This window comes from Thermosipho japonicus (genome assembly GCF_014201655.1).
Classification (GTDB): Bacteria; Thermotogota; Thermotogae; order Thermotogales; family Fervidobacteriaceae; genus Thermosipho; species Thermosipho japonicus.
In genome coordinates, this window is sequence record NZ_JACHEX010000008.1 from 1 (window position 1) to 22462 (window position 22462).

Consider the following 22462-nt stretch of genomic DNA (forward strand, 5'->3'; position numbering starts at 1 on the left):
AATTTATGGAAAGAGAAATAAATAGGTTGATATATAGCAAAAGATGGGAAATAGAATGGTATATAGAAAGACTGAAGCAGAGGATAAAGATGAGAGGAATGAATGAAAGGACGCTAAAGGCACAGATTACATATATGTTACTAGGACAGCAGTTAACAATGTTAATAGACACACTCTCTGCTCATCCTAAAATGATTAGATTGATTGAAAAATAATTTTTACATTGGCCAGGGTGACTTAAAATACATATTGACAAAATAGATTTTTTATGATATAAAACCACAGAAGGCGCCTTTAATTTGGCCCAGTGAGGCCAGAAAGGAGGAATATGGGTATGATTGATCTACAGGAAACTGTTGAGTTTTATTCTAAGATTGAAGGTCCACAAAAGTTCGTTTTAGCTCTACAACATTTCATTGCTATGTTTGGTGCCACTGTTTTAGTTCCCCTCCTCACAGGTTTTGATCCCCTTGTTGCTCTATTTACCGCCGGAATTGGAACCCTGATTTTCCACTTTTTAACTAAAAAAGAAGTACCGGTATTCCTAGGTTCAAGTTTTGCTTTTATCGGTCCTATTTTAATTGTCAAATCACAAACTGGAGATTTAAGATATGCAAGTGGTGGTATTGTTGCTGCTGGATTTGTATATCTATTACTTGCAACACTGGTCAAAGTAATAGGGATTAAAAAAATTAAAAAACTATTTCCACCTGTTGTTACTGGTCCAATGATTATGGTTATTGGTTTAAGCTTAAGTCCAGTTGCAATAAATTGGTCTTCTCAAAATTGGGGAATTTCAATAACAGTAATTGTCTCTGTAATTCTATCTTCAACAGTTTTCAAAGGATTCTTTAACCTAATTCCAGTACTAATTGGCGTTAGTGTTGGATATTTAGTTGCTATAATTACAGGAAATGTTGACTTTTCTCCTATCATAAATAGCGGTTGGGTTTCTATCCCAAAGTTTATGTTCCCAAAATTTGATTTATCATCAATTCTATTAATTGCTCCAGTAGCACTTGCAACTTTCATGGAACATATAGGAGATATAACAACAAATGGAGCAGTTGTTGGGAAAAACTTTTTAGAAAAACCGGGGCTGCATAGAACTTTAATAGGAGATGGAGTTGCAACAATGGTTGCAGGTTTCTTAGGAGGACCTGCAAATACCACATACAGTGAAAATACAGGAGTTCTTGCGCTAACTAAGGTATACGATCCATCTATACTAAGACTCGCTGCAGTTTTTGCAATATTTATGTCATTTTTATCAAAATTTGGAAGTATATTACAAACAATTCCACAACCAGTTATTGGAGGAGTAAGTTTAATATTGTTTGGTATGATTGCCTCTGTTGGTATAAGAACTATTGTAAATGAAAAAGTAGATTTTGCAAAACCAAAAAATCTAATAGTTGCTTCATTAATACTGACAATAGGTATCGGTGGGGCAAGCATAAAAATAGGAACAGTTGAACTAAAAGGTCTTGCCTTAGCTGCTTTGGTAGGAATATTGGCAAATTTAATAATTCCTGAGAAAAATAATAACTAATAATATCAAATTAAAGCTCTAAAGTAGAGATAAATTTGAAAAACCCCATTCTAGTATAATCAAGAATGGGGTTTTATTATTTAATTTTTTGTCGAAACAATTTTAATCGTAAATAGTCAATCATCAACTTTGTTTTTGCATATCTTTTTAATATTTCCTTCTTGGTTCAATAGACAAAAAACAACATTTAAAAACAGATAGCAGCTTTATTTTTAACTATGCTCTTTTTTTAAACATCCATCCTCCATTAATATTTGAAGATTTTTTCAACAAATAAAATCTTCCCTCAAGTAAATAGATTAAATTCTCAGGAACAAGTTTTAAAAATAAGTATAGTATAAAAACAGCTAAAATATAGTAAATAAACCAATACTTTTCCAAAAATTGCACAGGGTCTTTTACAAATACTGCTAAAGTACCTGGCAACACAATATGATAACCAAGTAAAAAAATAGTATTTTTACCAAATAATTCAAAAAATCTTTTGATTTTATCGGTTTTTATCATTTGTGCAAGAGAAATAGTTATTATAACAGATGAAAATTCTCCAAAATAGGAAAGTAAAGAATAATTTCCATAGCTATTTATTCTCCAATCATCAAATCCATTAAATGTTGCAACTGCAACTAATAAACCAGAAAAAATTATAAAAAGCAAAAATGGATTTTTAAATTTAAACTTAAAACCTTTGTTTTTTAAAATATATCCTAAATAAAACCAAATTAATCCATGAAGTGCAACACCAATCTTAAAGAACTTCGTTTGTTCATTAATTAAAAGGGTTGACAAAATGGATAATATAGGTATAAAACGGATTATTCTTAACTTAATAAATAAAATAAAAATTAATTCAGCAACTGCAAACATATACAAGTACCATAAAGGAAGGACATTTACCGGAACATCAAATGTTGAATATCCAAAAATAACAAAATCTAAAAAATTTGAAAAAACACTATTGCTATATCCTATAAACATATTCAAAATGTAATAAATGATGTATCCAACTAAACTTAAAAAAACAAACGGTATCAAAAGGTTTAATACTATCTTTTCAAACTTCTTACTAAATTTTCCATCCTTGAATAAGTATCCAGAAATAAACATAAAACTGGCTAAAATGTAAGAAAAATATACAGCCAGAGAATAAGGAATATAAGAATGAACAAAAATAATCATTAATATTAAAATACCTTTTGAAACATCAATTTCTCTAATTCTCATTTTTTAAATCCCTCCCTTTGATAATTCTAACACATTTAACACTTCTGTTAAATTTAATTTGTAGAAAGTTATTTTTAAAATGTTAAAATTATCTCGATAATTACTGTTAGGAGGGGAAAAATGAAATTCTTTATTAAAACATATGGCTGTCAAATGAATGAAAATGATAGTGAAGTTGCAAGATATTATCTTGAACAAGAAGGTTATGAATCTGCTGAAAATGAAAATGAAGCAGATATTGTAATATTAAATACATGTGTTGTTAGAAAAAAAGCAGAAGATAAATTTCTCAGTATTATAGGTGAATTAAGAAAAAAGAATAAAAAAATAGGAGTTATGGGATGTGGTGCTGAAAAACTAAAAGAAGACCTTTTTAAAAGAGGAGTAAATTTTGTGGTTGGAACACGCGCACTAGTAAAAATACCTGAAGCAGTGGAATTAGCTTTAAAAGGGGAAAAAACTGCAATATTTGATGATAAATTAGATGAAATAGATTATAAAAACATTTTAAAAAGAAATTCAAAACATCATGCTTGGATAACTATAATATATGGTTGTAATAGATTTTGTACTTACTGTATAGTTCCATATACAAGAGGGCGTGAAAAATCAAGGAAAATGGAGGATATTCTTCAAGAAGTTAAAAACCTCTCTCAAAATGGAATCAGAGAAATTACATATCTAGGCCAAAATGTAGATGCATATGGAAAAGATTTAAAAGATGGTACATCCCTTGCAAGGCTTTTAAATGAAACCAAAAAGGTTGAAAATATAGAAAGAATATGGTTTTTGACATCATATCCAACTGATTTTTCTTTGGATATTGCAAAAGAGATTGCAAATAGTGAAAAAATTGCCAAAAGCATACATCTTCCTGTTCAACACGGGAGTAATAAAATTTTGAAAAAAATGAATAGACGTTATACAATAGAAGAGTACTATGAATTAATTAAAAACATCAGAGGAATAGTTCCTGATGCCTCCATCTCAAGTGATATTATAGTTGGCTTCCCTGATGAAACTGAAGATGACTTCCAACAAACGGTAAAGTTAGTAGAAGATATAAAATTTGAAAGGTTAAACTTAGCGATATATTCTCCACGTGAAGGTACTATTGCATGGAAATATTTTGAAGATAACGTGCCACGTGCAATAAAAACAAGAAGAATGGCACATCTTCTGAATCTTCAAAAAGAAATAAACAAAATGCTTAACGAATCTTATTTAGATAAAACAGTAGAAGTAATAGTAGAAGAGCGTGCAAAATCTGGGTTATATTATGGAAGAGATATTAGAAACAAGATTATCGCCTTTGAAGGTGATGAAAGCCTAATTGGTAAAAAAATTCTAGTGAAAATTAAAAAAACAAGTGCGGGTCCATTATATGGAGATATAATAAAAATTATATAAAGGGGGTAGAAGAATGGCAAAAAACATTCCATTAAAAGAAACCATTAAAGAGTACATTCTTTCAACAATAGGAGTTATACTAACTGCTCTTGGACTTGTTATATTCTTAATCCCAAACAACATAGCAGCTGGTGGTGCCTCTGGTCTTGCTATAATTTTACATTCGATTATTCCATTATCCGTTGGAGTATGGATGTACATTTTAAATGGAATTCTATTTTTAATTGCCTTTTTAATTATTGGTTTTGATTTTAGTTATAAAACAATATACTGTACATTTTTATTAAACTTTTTTATTGACTTTTTTGATAGAATTATTCATATTCCTACATACAATGGAGGAGACTTGATTCTTGCAGTATTTTTTGGAGATATTTTAACAGCAATTGGTATGGCAATAACCTTTTCACAAAATGCTTCTACAGGTGGTACTGACATACTTGCAAAGATTTTTAATAAATTCTTTTCAACACCAATGGGTACAACGTTGCTTGTAATAGACTTTACAATTGGTTTCTTTGCAGGTGTTGCTTTCAATCCAAAAATTGGTATGTACTCAATTCTTGCAATCATTATAAACGGTATTACAATTGACTTTGTGTTAAAAGGTTTAGAACTTGCAATAACAGTTACAATAATATCAGATAATAATAAACCAATAGAAGAATTTATATTAAGAAACATGGGTAGAGGATTTACATATCTTAAAGGAAAAGGTGGTTATACCAAAAAAGATAGAGACATTATCTTTGTCTCCATTAGAAGAAGAGAGCTTGGAGAATTAATAAATTTTGTTAAAAAGGTGGATCCTAACGCTTTTATGATAGTAAACGAATCAAGATATGTTCTAGGAGAAGGCTTCAAAAGAAATCTGTGAGGTGAGAGCATGAAAGCCTTGATGATAATTGATATGCAAAACGACTTTGCAAAAAAAGGTGGAGCACTTTACTTTGAAGGAGCAGAAAAAGTTATACCAAAAATCACTGATTTAATAAAAGAAGCAAAAAGCAGAAATTTGCCAATAATATTAACACAAGATTGGCACGATGAAAATGACAAAGAATTTGAAATTTGGCCAAAACATTGTATAAAAAATACAGCTGGTGCTATGATTGTAAGCGAAATACAAGAATTATTAAATGACTACAACAACGTTTACTATATTAAAAAAACAAGATATTCTGCCTTTTATAAGACAGATCTTGAAAATATATTAGAAAATCTTTCAATAGATGAAGTTAACGTTGTTGGCCTAGTTAGTAATATTTGTGTTCTATTCACAGTTGAAGAATTAAGAAACAGGGATATAAAAGTAAACTTATACAAGAATGGAACTGACTCATATGATAAGCAGTTACATAACGCTGCACTAAAAATAATGTCTCAAGTTTTACAGGCAAAGATTTTATAAAACTAGGAGGATTCAATGGAAAAAAACATTAAAATTGTAACAAGCATTGCTGTTGTAGTAAATACATTTCTTGCTGCTTTAAAAGTAATCATAGGTTTCTTATTTAACAGTATGGCTGTTTTAGCAGATGGAATTGACAGTGCTACAGATATTTTAACTGCATCAATTGTTTACTTTGCAACAAGACTTTCTTCAAAACCACCAGATAAACTACATCCATACGGCCATAGAAAAATAGAAAATATTGGTGCGAAAATAATTTCATTTATTGTTTTTTATGCGGGTATTTCACTTTTAATAGAAAGTGTCAAAAGATTAGTTACACATAATTACAATTTAATACAAGGAATAATTCCAATAACTGTAACACTTATATCTGTTATTTTCAAAACATTTTTGTTTATAATAGAATATAGAATTGGCAAAAAATACAACAGACCTTCATTAATAGCAGAAGCGTTAAATATGAGAAATGATATACTTCTTTCATCAATCGTGCTTTTTGGAATACTTTTAAACAAAATTGGTCTTTCTTTTATGGATCCTTTGGTTGGAATGATAATGTCTGTTATAATTATTAAAGTGGCATTTGAAATCTTCAACGAAAACGCTGTTGCACTTCTTGATGGGATTAACAAAAATGAAGAATGGATTTATGATGAAATAATTAATATATGTAACGAATGCAAAGGAGTTGAAAATCCGCATAAAATAAGAATTAGAAAAATTGGAGAATGTTTCGACATTGATATGGATATAGAGGTTGATCCAAAAATGAATGTTGAAGAATCTCATGAACTTACTCTATGTATAAAAGATAGAATAAAAAAACTTTTAAATGATAAAGTATTTGATGTTGTCATTCATGTTGAACCTTATCAAAATGTTGAAAATGAACCTTACGGTATCGGGGGGGAAAATGAAAAGTAAAGCTGTAGTCTTAATTTTATTATTTATAAGTATCATCGGATTTTCAGCAACAAAAGATAAAATAATAAACATGTCTAAAGAAAATCCAAAAGAAGCTTGGAAGCTTTACCTCGAATATGTTCTTAATAATCCAACTGATACTTCTCTTGAAACAATGGGAAAAGAATTAAAAGTTAAAATTTCCCTAATGAATGATCCTAGGCTTTCATTTTTAATCAAACAGGACATAAAAGAACTTAAAAATTTTTTAAAGAATACAACACCAAGCGCAACAGAAGTAGAAATAATTTTTCAACTTTTTCCACAAATAAATGAAATATCTAAAAATACACTTGAAAAACCTGAGTATGACACTTTTCTTGATAATATAATTTTTCTAAAAATAGCAAATCCAGAAATTGATGAAAAAATAAGTGCTCAAAACCTTACAAATTTTTTTCTAAAATATCCTACTATGTTAACATATGACGTTATAAATATTCTATCCCAAAAAGACTTTTCAAAGGACCTTGGGTACAACATACTAAAATATATCGTAGATAACATTGAAAACTTTGAAGAAACTCAATATCCAATTCTTAATAGAATAGTAGAATTTGCAGAAAAAATTGGAGGAACATTTACTTCAAAATATTTAAGTGATCTTAAAAAGTATGTAGAATTAAGTAATATCTTAAATGAAACATCTGAAAATATAGATATAAATAAAGCAAAATTAACAATAGAAAATCTTTCAATTAAAAAATATATTCTATCATCAAAACTAGAAAACATTTTAAATAATACACAAAAAGCCAATGTTAAAGACTCTTCTCAAAAAACAAGTACATCCCAAAATTCTAGTAATAATAAAAATTACATAATGATATTACTCTTAGTAATTCTTGCAATAATTGTTTTTTCATTTAAAATAGTAAGATTTTATCTTTTTTACATACTAGGGCTGAAAAAAATGGCAGCAAAAGTATATAAGAAAATTGTTGATAAGGATCCATTAAATGAAGAAAAACATTTAAAGCTTGCACAGTTATATGAAGAAGCTGGAATGTATGACAAAGCATTGGAAGAGTATAATATACTAAAGAGGATAAAAATATAAAATAACCGAAGGCAAATGCCTTCGGTTGTTTTTTATAATTCAACATTTTTCAAGTATTTTGCCGCATCTTCAGGTGGAACAGGATTGATATAGAATCCTGAACCCCATTCAAAGCCTGCTACTCTCGTGAGTCTTGGCATTATTTCAACATGCCAATGATAATAGATTTTTCCTTCCTCGTAAGTTGGAGACGTATGAATTACAAAGTTATATGGTGGGTTATCAAGAACTTTATAAATTCTTTTCAAAGTATTTCTTAAAATAATTGCAAATGTTTTTACTTGGCTGTCTTCAATCTTTCCAAAATCATGAGAGTGAACCTTTGGAGCAATCCATACCTCAAATGGGAATCTTGAAGCATATGGTGCAAAAGCAATAAAATCCTCATTTTCTTCAACAATCCTACGATTTTCTATTTTTTCTTGAGAGATCATATCACAAAATACACATCTTTCCTTATAATCATAATAATCTTTTGCTCCATTTAATTCTTCTAACACCCTTTTTGGAACACTTGGAATTGCAATTATTTGACTATGTGGGTGTGGAAGTGAGGCCCCACCAAGTGCGCCATGATTTTTAAATATCAATATATACTTTAATCTTTTATCTTCTCTAAGTTGTCTAAACCTTTTTACATATGCCCAAACAACTTCTTCAGCTTGTTTGTCATCATACAATGCAAAAGTACTGTTATGCTCTGGTGTTTCAACTACTACTTCATGATATCCAAAACCAGCCATTGCATCATACATACCATGTCCATATTTTTCGATTTCTATATCTGGATTAACCGCTGGAAACTTATTTGGAACAACTCTTACCCACCAACCTGGAGAATTAGGTTCTGTATTTTCTGGTCTAAAAGCAAAAATTTCTGGTGGTGTGGTGTGCTCATTTCCATAATCAAAGGGACAAAAGCCACCTTTTGCTTCTTCCTTTGGAACTGTAAAATCATGAGGTCTTTTCGCACGTTCAGTTGCAATAATAACCCATCTTCTTACAACTGGATCCTTTCTATATTCTGGCATATCTAAATCCTCCCTTAACGCCTTTTATTCAAAGCTTTATTATATATCTTCACGTATTCATTTGCCGATCTTTCCCACGATAAATCTGTTTTCAAAGCATTTTCAATCAATTTTTTCCAGTGACCTTTTTTGTTTTTGAAAAAGTCAACTGCCCTTGCAACTGCCTTTAGTAAGTACGCTGAATCATATTCCTTAAAACCGAATCCATTTCCTTTCATAGTTTCTTCATCATATTCCATAACTGTATCTGCAAGACCTCCGGTATACCTGACAACTGGAATAGTACCATACCTTAAACTATACATTTGGCCAAGACCACATGGTTCATACCTTGATGGCATTAAAAACATATCGCTTGAAGCATAAATTTTTTGAGCAAGTACTATATCAAATGTAATGTTTGCAGACATTTTATCTGGAAATTCCTTTTCAATCTCTTTGAACATTTCCTCATACTTTTTATCGCCTGTCCCAAGAAGTACAAATTGAACATCCATATTTAAAATGTATCTTAAAACCTCTGATAATATATCCAACCCTTTTTGATCCACAAGTCTTGTAATCATCCCAATAACTGGAACGTCATTAGTTTGTGGAAGATTCAACTCTTTTTGAAGCATTTTCTTATTTTCATATTTTTTCTCGATCTCTTGTAAGCTATAATTTACATAAATTCTTTTATCTGTTTCAGGATTATACTCCTCATAATCGATACCATTTAATATTCCATACAAATCAGAACTTCTAAGTCTTAATACTCCATCTAACTTTTCACCATACTCTTTGGTTTGAATTTCTTGAGCGTAAGTTGGACTTACTGTGTTAATAACATCTGAGAACAAAATTCCACCTTTTAAGAAATTAATTTTTCCATAAAACTCAATACCATCAATGTTATATAGATAATCAGGTAAACCTGAAAAATTCATATATGAACTATCAAAAATTCCTTGATAGCCAAGGTTATGTATTGTTAATAGTACTACAGTCTTAGAGAAAAACTCATCATCTTTATACAATGTCTTTAAATACACCGGTACCAATCCTGTTTGCCAATCATTGATATGTAAAACATCAACTTTTTCCCTAAGCACTTTTAATGCTTCAAAAACTGCTGCTGAAAAGTATATTGCCTGTTCTGCCAAATCTGGTCCTTCATATACTTGCTCTGCAGAAAAATAGTAATCATTTCCAATAAGGTAGACAGGAATTTGTGTTCCAGGAATAAATGTTTGATAAATATCAAATTTTTCATCCGTTTTTAAATATGGAAGACTAATACCTTCTTTTATCTTTCTTAGACTATATGAAAACTTTTCCGCATTCTTTTCTACGATCTTATGCTTTGGCATTATTACAATTGGTTCTACTGAGAATTTTTTAAGGTATTTTGGTAAAGCCCCTACAACGTCAGCAAGTCCCCCTACCTTAGCAAATGGATATACTTCATAAGATACAAGTGCAACCTTCACGGTTTTCACCTCCAGTTTTCCAAAAACACCCCACTATCATGAGTTAAAACTAAATAATCACATTTATTAACCATTTCCCTAACAAATCTCGCACAATTATCATCTCTTAACATTCTCATTATATCATAAAACTCTACTCTAGTCATAACAATATCTCCTGCAAAAAAAACCTTTCCCATATTTTCTGTATCTACCACAAAAGAACAATGCTCCTTTGAATGCCAGGGCGTATGATACACATTAATTTTATCAAATAATATATCACCATCCTTAAATGTTTGGAACGCATTCCAAGAATCTATAATCATCTTGTATTGCTTTCCAACTATCATACCAAATTTCTCATAATTCTTCTTTAAAAAGTTTTCATGCAAATGAACCGTAGCATTTTTAAAAAAGATAGAGTTATAAGCATGGTCAAGGTGAAAATGGGTAAGTACAATATCTGTAATATCTTCTGTCTTTAAATTTCTTTTTTTCAATTCTTCCTCTAAAATTGAATGAGTTACATAATCTCCAGGTTCTATAAGAATCTTTCTATCACCATCTTCAAGCAATACAATAGTAGAAAATGTTGCTTTTGCTCTGCTTGGAACACTAATTATTCCACCCTCAAGTAGCATATCCATTTTCATAGCATGTCCCCTCCTTTTTCTAAATCAAACCATATCTTTCCATCTTGTAGTACAAAGTCCTTAGGCTTATACCTAACTTTTTTGCTGTCAAATTTCTATCACCTTTATTTTCTCTTAATGCAGCTTCTATAACCTTTCTTTCAAAATCTTCTACAAGTGATTTTAAAGATCCCTCATACTTAGTTTGATTAGTATTTTCCAAAAAGAGCGTCGGAAAATGTCTTTTATCTAAAACATTTTCAGTAATTGACATATTAATTATTGCTCTGCCAATAACATTTTCTAGCTCTCTAACATTCCCAGGCCAATCATATGATTTTAGATACGAAATAGCATTATCAGTAATTTTTGTAATATTTCTTCTATACTGATTGCTTATCTTCTTAACAAAATGATTTGCAAGTTCATCAATATCCTCTTTTCTCTCACGAAGCGGTGGAATAAATATTGGAAAGACATTTAGTCTATAGTAAAGATCTGATAAAAATTCCCTCCTTTTAAGCATTTGTTCTAAATCCATATTTGTAGATGCAATTATTCTTACATTTACCTTTTTAATTCTATTTGAACCAACTGGAATAAATTCACCACTTTCAATAAACCCAACAATTTTTGCCTGTAATGAAAGTGGCATCTTACCAATTTCATCTAAAAATAATGTGCCACCATCTGCTTCCTCAATAAGCCCAACCTTTTCTCCTTTTGTACCTATAAAGGTACCTTCTACATATCCAAATAATTCAACTTCAAGCATATTTTCAGGAATTGCAGCACAATTAACTGTAATAAATGGCTTATCAGATCTATTGCTTGCGTTGTGAATCGCATGTGCAAATAACTCTTTTCCCGTACCACTTTCTCCCCTAAGTAATACCGTTGCCGGGGTCTTAGCAACCTTTCTAGCTTGCTCCTTTGCTATTAACATTTTTTCGCTTTGCCCAATAATATCATCAAAAGTATATTTTGCTTTTATATGCCTTATATACCTTTTTACAGCTTCAAGCTCTTTGGTCAAATTTAAAATCTCAGAAACATCATGAACAACTGCAACACTTCCACGAAAATCACCTTTAACAAACAGTGGTAAAGCATTTACTATAACTTCTCTTTTGGAAGGGTAAACCTTTAATCTTGCGTTATAAATTGGCTTTTTAGTTTTAGAAATTAGCATATGAATACTTTCCCCTTCAGCAATATCTACTGTTGCAGGTTTTCCTATAACATCTTCAGGTTTTAATCCTGTAATTTTGGTATAAGCTTTATTTACTAAAACCACATTCCCATTTTCATCAGCAACTGATATTGCATCATATGTAGAATCAATTATTGCCTTCAGTCTTGCCTCAATTTGATGAAGGTTAGTAATTTCCTCTGCAAGTTTTCTCATACTAGTTATATCTCTAAATACAGCAACCGCACCAACAACATTATCATTTTCATCTTTTAAAGGCATTCTAGAAGTAATAATTATGTTATCTCCAACATTTTGTACCTCATCAACCTCTGGAATACCGGTTCTTACCACTATATGAAGTCTTGTATTTGGAATAACTTCAACCACATGTTTCCCTAAAAATCCATCTTTCAAATTTAAAAGACGCACGGCCATCTTGTTTATATACAAGATCCGTGCGTCACTATCAACTATTATTACACCTTCAATAATAGACTCTAAAACCGTTCTATAAAACTTCATTAGTTCCATAATTATTCACCAATAACCTTCACAACTACTCTTTTTCTTCTCTGTCCATCATATTCGGCGTAAAAGATCTGCTCCCAAGGTCCAAGATCAAGTTTCCCATTTGTGACAGGTAATACTACCTGATGGTGTGTCAAAATCCTTTTTAAATGCGCATCTCCATTATCCTCGCCAGTCCAATGATGGTTATAATCTCCAACTGGTGCAAGTTTTTCAAGCCATTCCCATATATCTTTGTGCAAACCTGATTCATCATCATTTACAATTATACCAGCAGTTATATGCATTGCCGATACAAGACAAAGGCCCTCTTTTATACCGCTTTTTTCGACAATCTCCTCAATAGTATCTGTAATCCTTATTAGTTCTTTCCTTTTTTTAGTATTAAACCAGAGATATTCTGTATAACTCTTCATTTAAGTCCCCACCTTTCCATTGATATTTCTAAAATTTTCAAAATTAAATCATCATATTCATATCCTGCAGCTTTTGCCATTTTTGTTATATCTGAATATACTGGAACAAGCTGAGGAGCTGAATTAACTTCCAAGAAGTATATCTCATCACCCCTAACTCTAACATCCATTCTCGCATAATCCCTAAGATTTAATACTCTAAATAGCTTTTTAGCATAAAATTCAAGTTTTTCTTTTACATCATTTGAAATTCTTGCAGGACATATATAATTAGTCATCTCACCATAATTATGCTTTACATTGTAAGAATAAAATCTTTCAAGTCCTTCTGGCAGAGTCGAAAAATCTATCTCCAAAATTGGCAAAACTTCCAATTTATCTCCATTTCCTATTATACCAACACTTAACTCTGTGCCATCTATAAATTCTTCTACAAGTGCTGGTTGTTTAAACTCTTCATGTATATACTTTACCATTTTTTGTAGATCTGTTAAATTATTAACCACGCTATCTTTTGAAATACCACGTGCGCTTCCTTCACGTGGTGGCTTTACTATAAAGGTACCATTATCTATTTTTTCTGGAATTTGTCCTATATCACATACATAAAATCTTGGTGTTGGGATATTATAATGATGCATAATTATCTTAGTAGTTATCTTATCAAGACATAATGAATGTGAATATGCATTTGAAGAAGTGTATGGTATATTTAACAAATCTAGGAGAGCAGGAACATGAACTTGTATTGTTTCCTTTCCACCCTTATTTGATAGATTAAACACAAAATCAAAACTCTTTATTTTATTGATAAAATTCTCATCAAATTGTACTACTTCACATTCATATTTTTTAGACACTGCATTTTTTACTGCCTCAACCATTTTCCTTTCTTCATCGTTGATATTCTTATCACAAACAATCGCTATCTTCACATTCCCGCCTCCTTTCTTATAATATCCAACCTCTTCTCTTCAGTAAGTATTTTACCATTTTCATCCACCGCATAACATGCACCATCTATAATTTGTGTTTCAAATCTTCCTCTTGCAACAGACATACCTTTTAATCCTGGAGCATCCAAAATTCCAAGTTTTACTGCATTATATATTACTTCAGGTTCTATTAAAGGATCATCAAATCCTTTTCCAATTTGCTTAATTGCATCAATTATCATCATGGCTTCATTCTTTAACACTTCCACTCTATTTCTAATCGATTTGTCTTCCAGAAAATCGGGAAGGCCATTCATCGCATTTCTCATTGCCTGCTTTACCATTTTTACACTTTCTATGATTTCTTTACTGGTAGCACGTCTTATTGCTTCTGAATAAGAAACCACATGAATTATGTCAGGCTTTAAATACATTCCATAAAACATGGTGCTTACAAGCTGCCCCATTGCAGAATGTTCATCAGCAGGAAATGATAAAAGTCCAGTTCTTATCATAGTATACGAAGTAAAGGTTTCATCCTCCAAAGTTTCAATTAATTGCTTTTTTGCAATCTGCTTTGCAAGATCAAATTTTGGTGAAAGACCTGGTGGTGTACTCAACATATATTGTGCAACATAATGTCTTACTCCTAACTTTTTAGCATTGTATGCTGCAAGATAAAAAGTTGCAACTTCCATTGCATCATGTGCATACCTCAATGACCATTGGTGAGCTTCATTTATTTCTACTGAGACATTATTTTTAGCATTCCATTTTATCGCTTCTTGATTTTCTCTTATGGCATCAAGTAAAGGTCTATCAGATCTCCTATCAAGATCGGAATACCATGTTAGTGGTATAGCTGCCCACGCGTTATTAATCGTTTCTTTAAGTAATTTAGAAAATTCAACCAAATTTCTTGTCCCAGAATAACATCTCATTAGTGGGTAATTGCCTGTTCTTGAGGCATTATAAAGTCTAATGAAATCTTCTTTCGTTCTAATTGGTGCCCCACCAGCACCGTCTTGTTTTCTATCCATCTTTTCAGGTTCAAAAAAATACTGCTGACAATTTTGGTCAGGTGCAAGCGAAATAATATCAAGCAGGCCAGATTCAGCAAGAATTCTTATATGCTTTTCCGTTTCATCTAGGCTTGCAAGCCCTATATGATGCCTAATAAGAGGATAAGGTCTTTTGTAAATTATCCTCTCGGGTAAAAATTGTGGAGGTATTTCTTTTTTGTCTTTAGCCTTTTTTGCATTCCTGAGCCATAAAATAACTTCGTCTATATCTTCTGAGCCATCAAAAACTTTGGAAATAAACTCAAATTTTCTTGCAACAGCTGCTGTTTCAACTGTTCCACCAAATATGTAAGCCTTATCAAGTAAATTCTTTTCTTTTATCATTTTATAAAACTCATTTAAAAGCTTTTCAAGTGCTTTGGGATCAAGTCTATATGAAATAGCAACTATATCAGGATCACTTTCTACAATTGCACCAACAAATTTTTCTAAAGGAACTGCCCCACCAAGGTAAATTGATTTATAGCCTTCTTTTTCTGCAAGCTTTAAAAAATTCAAGACCCCAGCAACATGTACACAGCTACCTATTGAACCACCTAAAATTTTCTTCACCATTTCACACCCCCTTGTATATCAGATTCTTTATCTCATCAAGGCTTAATTTACTTATTCCTAAACGTTCCAAGGTTCTACCTTCTCTATAAAAATCACGCCCCATCATTATTGAAGATAGGTAAATAATCGAATCTATCGCAGGAGTATTTATACCTAATTTTTTTGCCATTTCAGATATTGGAACAAGGCTCATAGGAACATCTTCAAATATATATCTATTTTGAAGACTCGGTGGTGCTATAATTCCTTGATAGCCAGCGTTGTTATGTATAGCTTCATACAAGTTATTACCTAAAACATCGTATGCATAATTTAACCAATCTTGTGCCGTCATTGGCTCAATTCCAAGCGTTCTTGCAACAGAACATCTTTCTGCATCTATCTTTTCTAAAACCCTTGCAACCGAAGGAGTAATTCCTTCAAGATAAAATTCAAACTTTCCAAACGTGCTTTCAACCCGTCCGGAGTTAAGAATAAGAGTTGCTGGATGAAAAACTGCACCAATGTTATTAAAACTAGTATAAATTATAGAATCCACTACTTGAAACTCGGGGACTATATCTTCAATAACCTTCTTTAATTTTTCATTCTTTGTCGATGGAATCGCAGAAATTGGAACAGCATTTTTAACCCTAAATATGTGAGAAACTCCAGGATTGGAAGTTCTAGAGGCAAAAAGAAAGGTCTGAGTTTCTGCTATTATAACATCTTTATCTACCTGATTCTTTCTAAATATGTTATAAAACTCAAGTGCACCAAACGTTCTACCTGGATTTAAGATAAAAATTTGACCATCTTTAACATATTTTGAAACTTTTTCTGCAATATCTGCATGTGCAAAAGCAGGAACAACGATCATTACTAATTCAGCATCTTTTAAAGCTTCTTCCAAGTTATTTGTAACATTCTTTATTTTTACACTACCAGTAATTTCACCTTCCAATTTTATAACTCTAGATTTGATAAAGGATGAAATTCTTTTTAAGCTTCTGTTATATAAAGTAACAGCAAATCCCCTCATAGCTAAAAACCCAGCTAGAGCAAGTCCTCCGTTTCCTGCTCCAATAACTGTGATGTTCATTTTTATCCCCCCTAAATATAAATTCACTTTAACAATTAATACATCAATTCAGGATCTACAACTGTTTTTGGAAATCCTTTTTTCAAGAATGATTCTATATTTTCAAATAGATCATCTATTCTTCCTTGCTGACCCTCTATTGTGAATCCTCCTACGTGCGGAGAGAAAACAACATTTTTGAACTTATGGAATGGAAAATTAAAAGGTAAGATAACTTTTTCATCTTTTGAAGGATACTTATACCAGACATCAGATGCAAAACCTTTTAATATACCATTTTCAAGCGCTTTAAAAAGTGCATTTTCATCTATCAATTCTCCTCTTCCAACATTTATTAAAAACTTTCCTCTCATTTTTTCAAGCATCTTTTCATCGATAATTTTGTAAGTCTTTTCAGTCAAAGGTAGTGCAAGATATATTACCTGTGCATCTGATATTGCTTCTTCTATTGAAGTTACAATCCTATCAAATCCTGCTATTTGTTCTTTGCTTCTCTTAAAACCTGTTATATAACAATCAAAACCTTTTAAAAGCTTTGAAAGATGTCTTCCAATAACTCCAGTTCCAAGTATCGCTACTTTTTTTCCTTGAAGTGAGTACCAATAATCCTCTTCTTTAAAGCCTACAGCAAAGCCATGCCATATTCCCTTTTCAAGGTCGTTGTGAAATTCTACTATTCTTCCAAGAAGGGCAAGGGATAGAGATAGCGCACGTTCAGCTACCATTTTTCCATTACCGTGTGAATTTGAAACAATTATATTTCTTTCTTTTATCTTTTTCCACGGAAGTTTATCTGCACCGGTCCAAGGAATAAAAATAGCTTTTAAATTTTTTGCTTTATCTACTTGCTCTTCACTTAAATGTCCAGTAATTATTATTTCTACATCTTCTAGGACATTATCTATATCTTTTGGAGTATACCAATCAATCTCATTAAATTCTTCAATCTTTTTTCTAAAATAATCAGTTATTTTTGTTAAAACAAGTGCTTTCACATTATCACCCCTTAAGTATAAAACCTATATCATTTAAATTAGTTCCCGTTGGTCCTGTTATTAAGAGATCTCCAGAAAGTTTTAAGGCATTATAGGTATCGTTATTTAAAAGAAATTCATATGGATCCTTCGAAAATTTTCTGACCTTTGAAATAGTTTTCCCATCAACAATTGCTCCTGCAGCATCCGTGGGACCATCTGTTCCATCTGTTCCAACACTTGCAATGACTACATCTTTCATATTTTCTATTTCAAGTGCTGCTGAATAACACAGCTCTTGATTTCTTCCACCTTTTCCGCTTCCTTTTACCTTTACAACAGTTTCACCACCAAAAATAATACAATATGGTGTTTTTAATTTACTACTTTTTGCTATACTTGCAATAAACTTTCCAGCTTCTTTTGCCTCACAATCAAGTCTTGTAGTTAAAACAAGTGTGTTTAAATTATACTTTCTTGCTTTTTTTTCTAGAACATCACATGCTATATCAATACTTCCAATTATGTAATGCTCTATATCAACTTTCTTGTTGACTTTTACATCTTTTTTTAAAGCATTAATTATATTTTCATTAAAATCTAATTTGTACTTTTTAATTATTTTGTCAGCATCTTCAAAGGTACTACTTGTTTCATATGTTGGACCTGATGCAATGTAACTTAAATCATTTTCAAGTACATCTGATAAAACCAATGTAATTACCTTTGATTTAACAAAATTTAAAAACCTTCCACCTTTTACTTTTGAAAGTCTTGAGCGAATAGTATTTATCTCCTTAATATCTGCACCACTTTTTAATAGCTGCGTCGTTACATCTTTTAAATCATCCAATGAAAGTCCATCTTGCAATAGTTCAAAAGTAGATGAACCTCCGCCAGATATTAAAACCAATAGGATATCATCTTTTGATAATTTTGAAAATTTTTCAACGGCAAATTTTGTAGCAGAAAGTGAGTTTTCATCCGGTAGGGGGTGTCCTGCTTCAAATATATCAAAATTTTCAATATTTCCAAAACTATACCCATATTTTGTTATAACTATTCCATACTCTATATCCAATACATCATTTGCAGCCTTTGCCATCTTCCATGCTGCTTTTCCAATTGAAAGAACATATACTTTCTTATCAACCCTTAGCTCTTTTAACTTTTCTTTTACTAGTTTTTCAGGTTGGATATCATCTAAAGTATCGAAAATCAGCTTTTTGGCTAAAGTTTTAAGTTCCATATGAATCATCTACCATACTTATATTTCTTAATGAATTTCTCTTTTTTCCAATTTGATAGAGCTTCTTAACTAGTTTAACCTTTTCAGGATCTTCATCATCCAAACTTTTGTTATTTACTAGCTTATCTAATATCCTATCAAGAGTAAAATAATCAAGCCCAAATATTTCCTCATCGCTAAGTCCTGGAATTAAATCTGGTGAAGCTGGTTTTATAATTATTTTTTCAGGAACATTCAATTCTTTTGCAAGCTCGTATACCTGAGTTTTATAAAGATGCAAAATTGGTTCAATATCTGTTGAATCATCTCCCCACTTTACATACAACCCTGTTAAAAATTCTGTTTTATTAGTAGTTCCAACAACAGCGTAATTTCTTCTTTCTGCCTCTTTGTATAGATAAACCATTCTCACCCTATGTTTTGCCCTATAGTAGCTTATACCTTTCAAAAACTCTTCATCTTCAATTCCTTCTATATCAAATTCAAAAGGATTGCCTTTTTCTTTATACTTTTGCCATCTTTTCTTTGCAAAATTTTCTTTTACCTTCCATGGCACAAAAAATGCTGGTGGATAATACTTGTAAATCCCAAGTGCTCGAAGAATATTTGTAATATTCTTTATTTCATATTCAACTCCAAAGTGTTTGCAAACAAAAACTGCATCTTTAACTGAATCTTTAGGACTATCTCTTTCAGGTAAAATAAAACACTTTATCTTATTTCTATCAAATGCTTTTACAAGAAGTGCTAAAACTACAGCAGAATCAAGTCCTCCACTAACTCCAAGAACTACTCCTCTAAAATGATATTGCGCAACAGTTTCTCTTAAAAAATTAACAATCTTTTCACTCTTCTTCATCAACATCCTTTCCCCTCAATTTCGCAATTTCCTTTAATAACTTTTTCTCAGAGCGAGATACTCTTTTTGGAATTTCTACTTTGACCTTTAAAATCAAATCTCCTCTTCTTCCCGTTCTCATATCTGGTACGCCTTCTCCGTATACATAAATGTTTTCTCCATCTTGAACACCGGATGGTATCTTAACTTCTTTAACTCTACCGTCAGGCATCTTAATTTTTACTTTGGTCCCAAGTATAGCTTCGACATAATCTATTTTTATCTCTTTAATTAAATCATTCCCATGCCTTTCAAAGTCAATATATCCTGTAATTCTTACATTTACATATAAATCGCCATATCCACCACCGTTATACCCTGCATTACCTCCACCTTGAACTCTAATAACGGTTCCGTTGTCAACTCCAGCTGGAATTTTTACTTCCACTCTATGTCTTTTTCTTATTCTTCCACTTCCACCACATACATGACATGTCTCTCCTGGGATCTTTCCAGTACCACCACATTGATTACATGTGTATTGGTTTACAATAACCCCCAAAAACGTTCTCCTTTCCTCTCTAACTACCCCTGTTCCATGACATTTTGGACAGCTTACCCATCCACTTCCTGGCTCTACCCCTTCACCATTACAATGACTACATACCTCATATCTATCGTATTCAATTGGGATAGTTGTTCCTGTAAATACATGCTCAAAAGGCACATCAACAGTTATATTTATATCTTCTCCACGTTTTGCTCTTCTTTGTTTTTGTCTTGAAGAAGTTCTTTGATCACCAAAGAATATGTTAAATATATCGTTATTAATAAAATCACCAAAATCCTTGAATATATCTTCAAAACCACCGAAACCTCCAAAGCCACCAAAACCGCCTCCACTACCAGCGTTTGGTGGGACATCACCTACATATCCGAACCTATCGTACATTGCTCTTTTTTCAGGATCAGAAAGAACTTCGTATGCTTCTTGTATTTCTTTAAATTTTTCTTCCGCCTCTTTTCTATTTTGATGATTTCTATCTGGATGCCATTTTTTTATTAATTGTTTATATGCCTGCCTTATTTCTTCTTGAGATGCATTTCTTGAAACACCAAGGATCTCATAATAGTCTTTTTTGGCCATATATTTCACCTCCTAGGCTTAATCGAGACCTTCACCTTCACAGGTTTTAGAACTCGTCCATTAAATTTGTAGCCATCTTCTACAATTTCAACAATTGAATATTCTTCTTTTTCTTCATCCTCAACTCTTTCTACAGCTTCATGTTCAAACGGATCAAATTTATCCCCTACTTTTATTTCCTGCAAGCCAAGTCCTTCTAGTATTTTAAATAAATTTTTGTATATAATTTCCATTCCCTTGAAAAATTGTGTTTTTTTAGTCTCATCATCAATATTTTTAAATGCCCTTTTAAAATCATCAATTATAGGAACTAATTTTTCAACAATTCTACCAATTGTTGAAATAGAAATTTGTTCCTTTTCCCTTGCAACATCTTTTTTATAATTTTCAAATTGAGATTTTAAAATTCTAGCATAATTTTCAAATTCCTTTAATTGATTTTCAAGTTCTTCAATCTTTTTTGATTGTTCATCAATTATTTTTTCTAAATGTTTTTCCTTTTCTTTCTTTTCTTTATTAGCATCCTCTTTAACATTTTCAATCATTTTTTCTTTTTTAATTTCCTTTTTTTCCATATTTTCCACCTCCATTATTCAACATTTCTTGCAACAACAGTAAAGTATTCAGTTAATCTATTCACAACATATTCCACGCTATCAAACACTCTGTTGTAATCACTAAATTTATCAAAAATAACAGCTATTTTTCCAACTTCTCTGTTAAAGACAAAGTAAGGCATTATTAAAATCGAATACTGCTCAAAGTTTTTAATATTATGCTCTTTTCCAATGAATATTCCTTCACCAAGTTCAAAAATCTTAGAATAATATTCTTCATTCGTTGAAAATCTAACAATCTCTTTTAATTTGTCTTCATCGAATCTTTTTGCATTAACAAGATTAAAAACACCCTCTGTTATATATTCTTCATACTTTTCAGAAGCTATCTTTTCTGAAAGTTCAATAAATTCCTTCAACCTTCCTCCAACCCATGAAAATCTTTCAACAACCTCTTTCAGTTTAGCCCTAAATTCACTAAGCAAAATTCCATCAAGACTTTTGTTTAAAAATTCTTCAATTTCTTGGATATTGTAAATTTCCGAATGCTGAATTGGAAGAACTGATGTAAGTCCAAGCTCGGTAATTATATTAACAATGGAAAAGTTTTTAGTTACCGGTGTTAAAACAACTCTTCGAATTCTTAAATACATAGGATTAGGTTTTTCAATTATAACGAAAGCTTTAACTGTGGTTGCAAGTAGCTTTGCTGCACCTTGAATAATCTTATCCAAGTCACCTATTGGAAAATCTATACTAACATCTATAGAACTCCCTGATTTTTTTGTTTCTTTTCTAAGTTTCAATATTTCATTTACGTAAAATCTTAAACCTTTATCTGTCGGCACTCTTCCAGCAGAAGTGTGTGGCTGAAATACGTATCCAAGATAATCTAACTTTCTCATGTCATTTCTTACAGTTGCACCACTCCACTCAAGATTTGTAGACTCTAATATCTTTTGAGAACTTACTGGGGTTCCAGATTTTACATATTCTCTTACAAGACAATACAAAATCTGCTCTTGTCTTGTAGACAATTCTTTCATTTTCTCACCCCACTTATCAGCCATCTTATCACTCTATGTTCTTGTCTGATAATAGTATATCATAAAACGATTTTACAGTCAAATAAAATAAAGGCTCCAAATATGGAGCTCAAATT

Annotated in this window: 21 protein-coding genes and 1 pseudogene; 7 read left to right on the forward strand and 15 right to left on the reverse strand. The window is 31.4% G+C overall.

The genetic code is table 11. The features are described 5' to 3' along the window. Window positions 1-215, forward strand: a pseudogene (locus HNP65_RS09455) (transposase); the annotation flags it as partial. A 119-nt stretch (window positions 216-334) separates the two neighbouring features. Beyond that, window positions 335-1552 carry a uracil-xanthine permease family protein gene (locus HNP65_RS09460; RefSeq protein ID WP_184620006.1) on the forward strand — a complete coding sequence of 406 codons (1218 nt, stop codon included), beginning with the start codon at window positions 335-337 and terminating at the stop codon, window positions 1550-1552. A 216-nt stretch (window positions 1553-1768) separates the two neighbouring features. Here the strand turns inward: HNP65_RS09460 and HNP65_RS09465 are convergent, their stop codons facing one another. Beyond that, window positions 1769-2776 (reverse strand): acyltransferase family protein, encoded by a 1008-nt coding sequence (locus HNP65_RS09465; RefSeq protein ID WP_184620007.1) that lies wholly within the window; start codon window positions 2774-2776, stop codon window positions 1769-1771. Window positions 2777-2896: 120 nt separating this feature from the next. Here HNP65_RS09465 and miaB point away from each other — a divergent pair, with 120 nt between their 5' ends. Genes miaB through HNP65_RS09490 form a run of 5 tightly spaced genes read left to right on the forward strand, consistent with a single transcriptional unit; the run spans window position 2897 to window position 7626 of the window. Continuing rightward, window positions 2897-4186, forward strand: a complete 1290-nt coding sequence (gene miaB / locus HNP65_RS09470) for a tRNA (N6-isopentenyl adenosine(37)-C2)-methylthiotransferase MiaB (RefSeq protein ID WP_184620008.1) — start codon at window positions 2897-2899, stop codon at window positions 4184-4186. 13 nt (window positions 4187-4199) lie between these two features. After that, window positions 4200-5063: a YitT family protein gene (locus tag HNP65_RS09475; protein ID WP_184620009.1), complete on the forward strand. Its 864-nt coding sequence runs from the start codon at window positions 4200-4202 to the stop codon at window positions 5061-5063. A gap of 9 nt (window positions 5064-5072) precedes the next feature. Further along, the gene (locus HNP65_RS09480; protein ID WP_184620010.1) at window positions 5073-5597 is read left to right on the forward strand and encodes a cysteine hydrolase family protein; all 525 of its coding nucleotides are present in this window, start codon (window positions 5073-5075) and stop codon (window positions 5595-5597) included. Between the two features lie 15 nt (window positions 5598-5612). After that, a complete protein-coding gene (locus HNP65_RS09485; protein ID WP_184620011.1) occupies window positions 5613-6527 on the forward strand; it encodes a cation diffusion facilitator family transporter in 915 nt (304 codons plus the stop codon). Then, window positions 6517-7626 (forward strand): tetratricopeptide repeat protein, encoded by a 1110-nt coding sequence (locus HNP65_RS09490; protein WP_184620012.1) that lies wholly within the window; start codon window positions 6517-6519, stop codon window positions 7624-7626. The genes HNP65_RS09485 and HNP65_RS09490 overlap by 11 nt, the downstream gene beginning before the upstream one ends. 32 nt (window positions 7627-7658) lie before the next feature. Here HNP65_RS09490 and galT read toward each other — a convergent pair whose 3' ends face one another. Genes galT through hrcA form a run of 14 tightly spaced genes read right to left on the reverse strand, consistent with a single transcriptional unit; the run spans window position 7659 to window position 22346 of the window. Further along, the gene (gene galT, locus HNP65_RS09495) at window positions 7659-8657 is read right to left on the reverse strand and encodes a galactose-1-phosphate uridylyltransferase (protein WP_126992939.1); all 999 of its coding nucleotides are present in this window, start codon (window positions 8655-8657) and stop codon (window positions 7659-7661) included. A 14-nt stretch (window positions 8658-8671) separates the two neighbouring features. After that, window positions 8672-10129 (reverse strand): glycogen/starch synthase, encoded by a 1458-nt coding sequence (locus tag HNP65_RS09500; protein ID WP_184620013.1) that lies wholly within the window; start codon window positions 10127-10129, stop codon window positions 8672-8674. A gap of 5 nt (window positions 10130-10134) precedes the next feature. Continuing rightward, on the reverse strand, window positions 10135-10764 hold the full coding sequence (locus HNP65_RS09505) for an MBL fold metallo-hydrolase (protein WP_184620014.1): 630 nt from the start codon (window positions 10762-10764) through the stop codon (window positions 10135-10137). A gap of 19 nt (window positions 10765-10783) precedes the next feature. Continuing rightward, window positions 10784-12469: a sigma-54 interaction domain-containing protein gene (locus HNP65_RS09510; protein WP_184620015.1), complete on the reverse strand. Its 1686-nt coding sequence runs from the start codon at window positions 12467-12469 to the stop codon at window positions 10784-10786. Between the two features lie 2 nt (window positions 12470-12471). Next, on the reverse strand, window positions 12472-12882 hold the full coding sequence (locus HNP65_RS09515; RefSeq protein WP_114702308.1) for a secondary thiamine-phosphate synthase enzyme YjbQ: 411 nt from the start codon (window positions 12880-12882) through the stop codon (window positions 12472-12474). Continuing rightward, complete coding sequence (locus HNP65_RS09520) at window positions 12879-13817, reverse strand: ATP-grasp domain-containing protein (RefSeq protein ID WP_184620016.1); 939 nt, start codon at window positions 13815-13817, stop codon at window positions 12879-12881. Before HNP65_RS09520 ends, HNP65_RS09515 begins: the two co-directional genes overlap by 4 nt. Next, window positions 13814-15454, reverse strand: a complete 1641-nt coding sequence (locus tag HNP65_RS09525; RefSeq protein ID WP_184620017.1) for a cobalamin-dependent protein — start codon at window positions 15452-15454, stop codon at window positions 13814-13816. Before HNP65_RS09525 ends, HNP65_RS09520 begins: the two co-directional genes overlap by 4 nt. 1 nt (window position 15455) lies before the next feature. Continuing rightward, entirely contained in the window at window positions 15456-16535 is a 1080-nt protein-coding gene (locus HNP65_RS09530; protein WP_184620018.1) for an NAD/NADP octopine/nopaline dehydrogenase family protein, read from the reverse strand. A gap of 35 nt (window positions 16536-16570) precedes the next feature. Beyond that, window positions 16571-17530: an NAD(P)-dependent oxidoreductase gene (locus HNP65_RS09535; protein WP_184620019.1), complete on the reverse strand. Its 960-nt coding sequence runs from the start codon at window positions 17528-17530 to the stop codon at window positions 16571-16573. Window positions 17531-17534: 4 nt separating this feature from the next. Next, window positions 17535-18767, reverse strand: a complete 1233-nt coding sequence (locus HNP65_RS09540) for a glycerate kinase type-2 family protein (RefSeq protein ID WP_184620020.1) — start codon at window positions 18765-18767, stop codon at window positions 17535-17537. Beyond that, window positions 18748-19623, reverse strand: coding sequence for an NAD(+) synthase (gene nadE / locus HNP65_RS09545; RefSeq protein WP_184620021.1), 876 nt, complete (start codon window positions 19621-19623; stop codon window positions 18748-18750). The genes HNP65_RS09540 and nadE overlap by 20 nt, the downstream gene beginning before the upstream one ends. Then, entirely contained in the window at window positions 19604-20743 is a 1140-nt protein-coding gene (dnaJ, locus tag HNP65_RS09550) for a molecular chaperone DnaJ (RefSeq protein WP_184620022.1), read from the reverse strand. The genes nadE and dnaJ overlap by 20 nt, the downstream gene beginning before the upstream one ends. A gap of 5 nt (window positions 20744-20748) precedes the next feature. Continuing rightward, the gene (locus HNP65_RS09555) at window positions 20749-21288 is read right to left on the reverse strand and encodes a nucleotide exchange factor GrpE (RefSeq protein ID WP_425506728.1); all 540 of its coding nucleotides are present in this window, start codon (window positions 21286-21288) and stop codon (window positions 20749-20751) included. Between the two features lie 44 nt (window positions 21289-21332). Next, a complete protein-coding gene (gene hrcA / locus HNP65_RS09560; RefSeq protein WP_246348262.1) occupies window positions 21333-22346 on the reverse strand; it encodes a heat-inducible transcriptional repressor HrcA in 1014 nt (337 codons plus the stop codon). Between the last annotated feature and the right edge of the window lie 116 nt (window positions 22347-22462).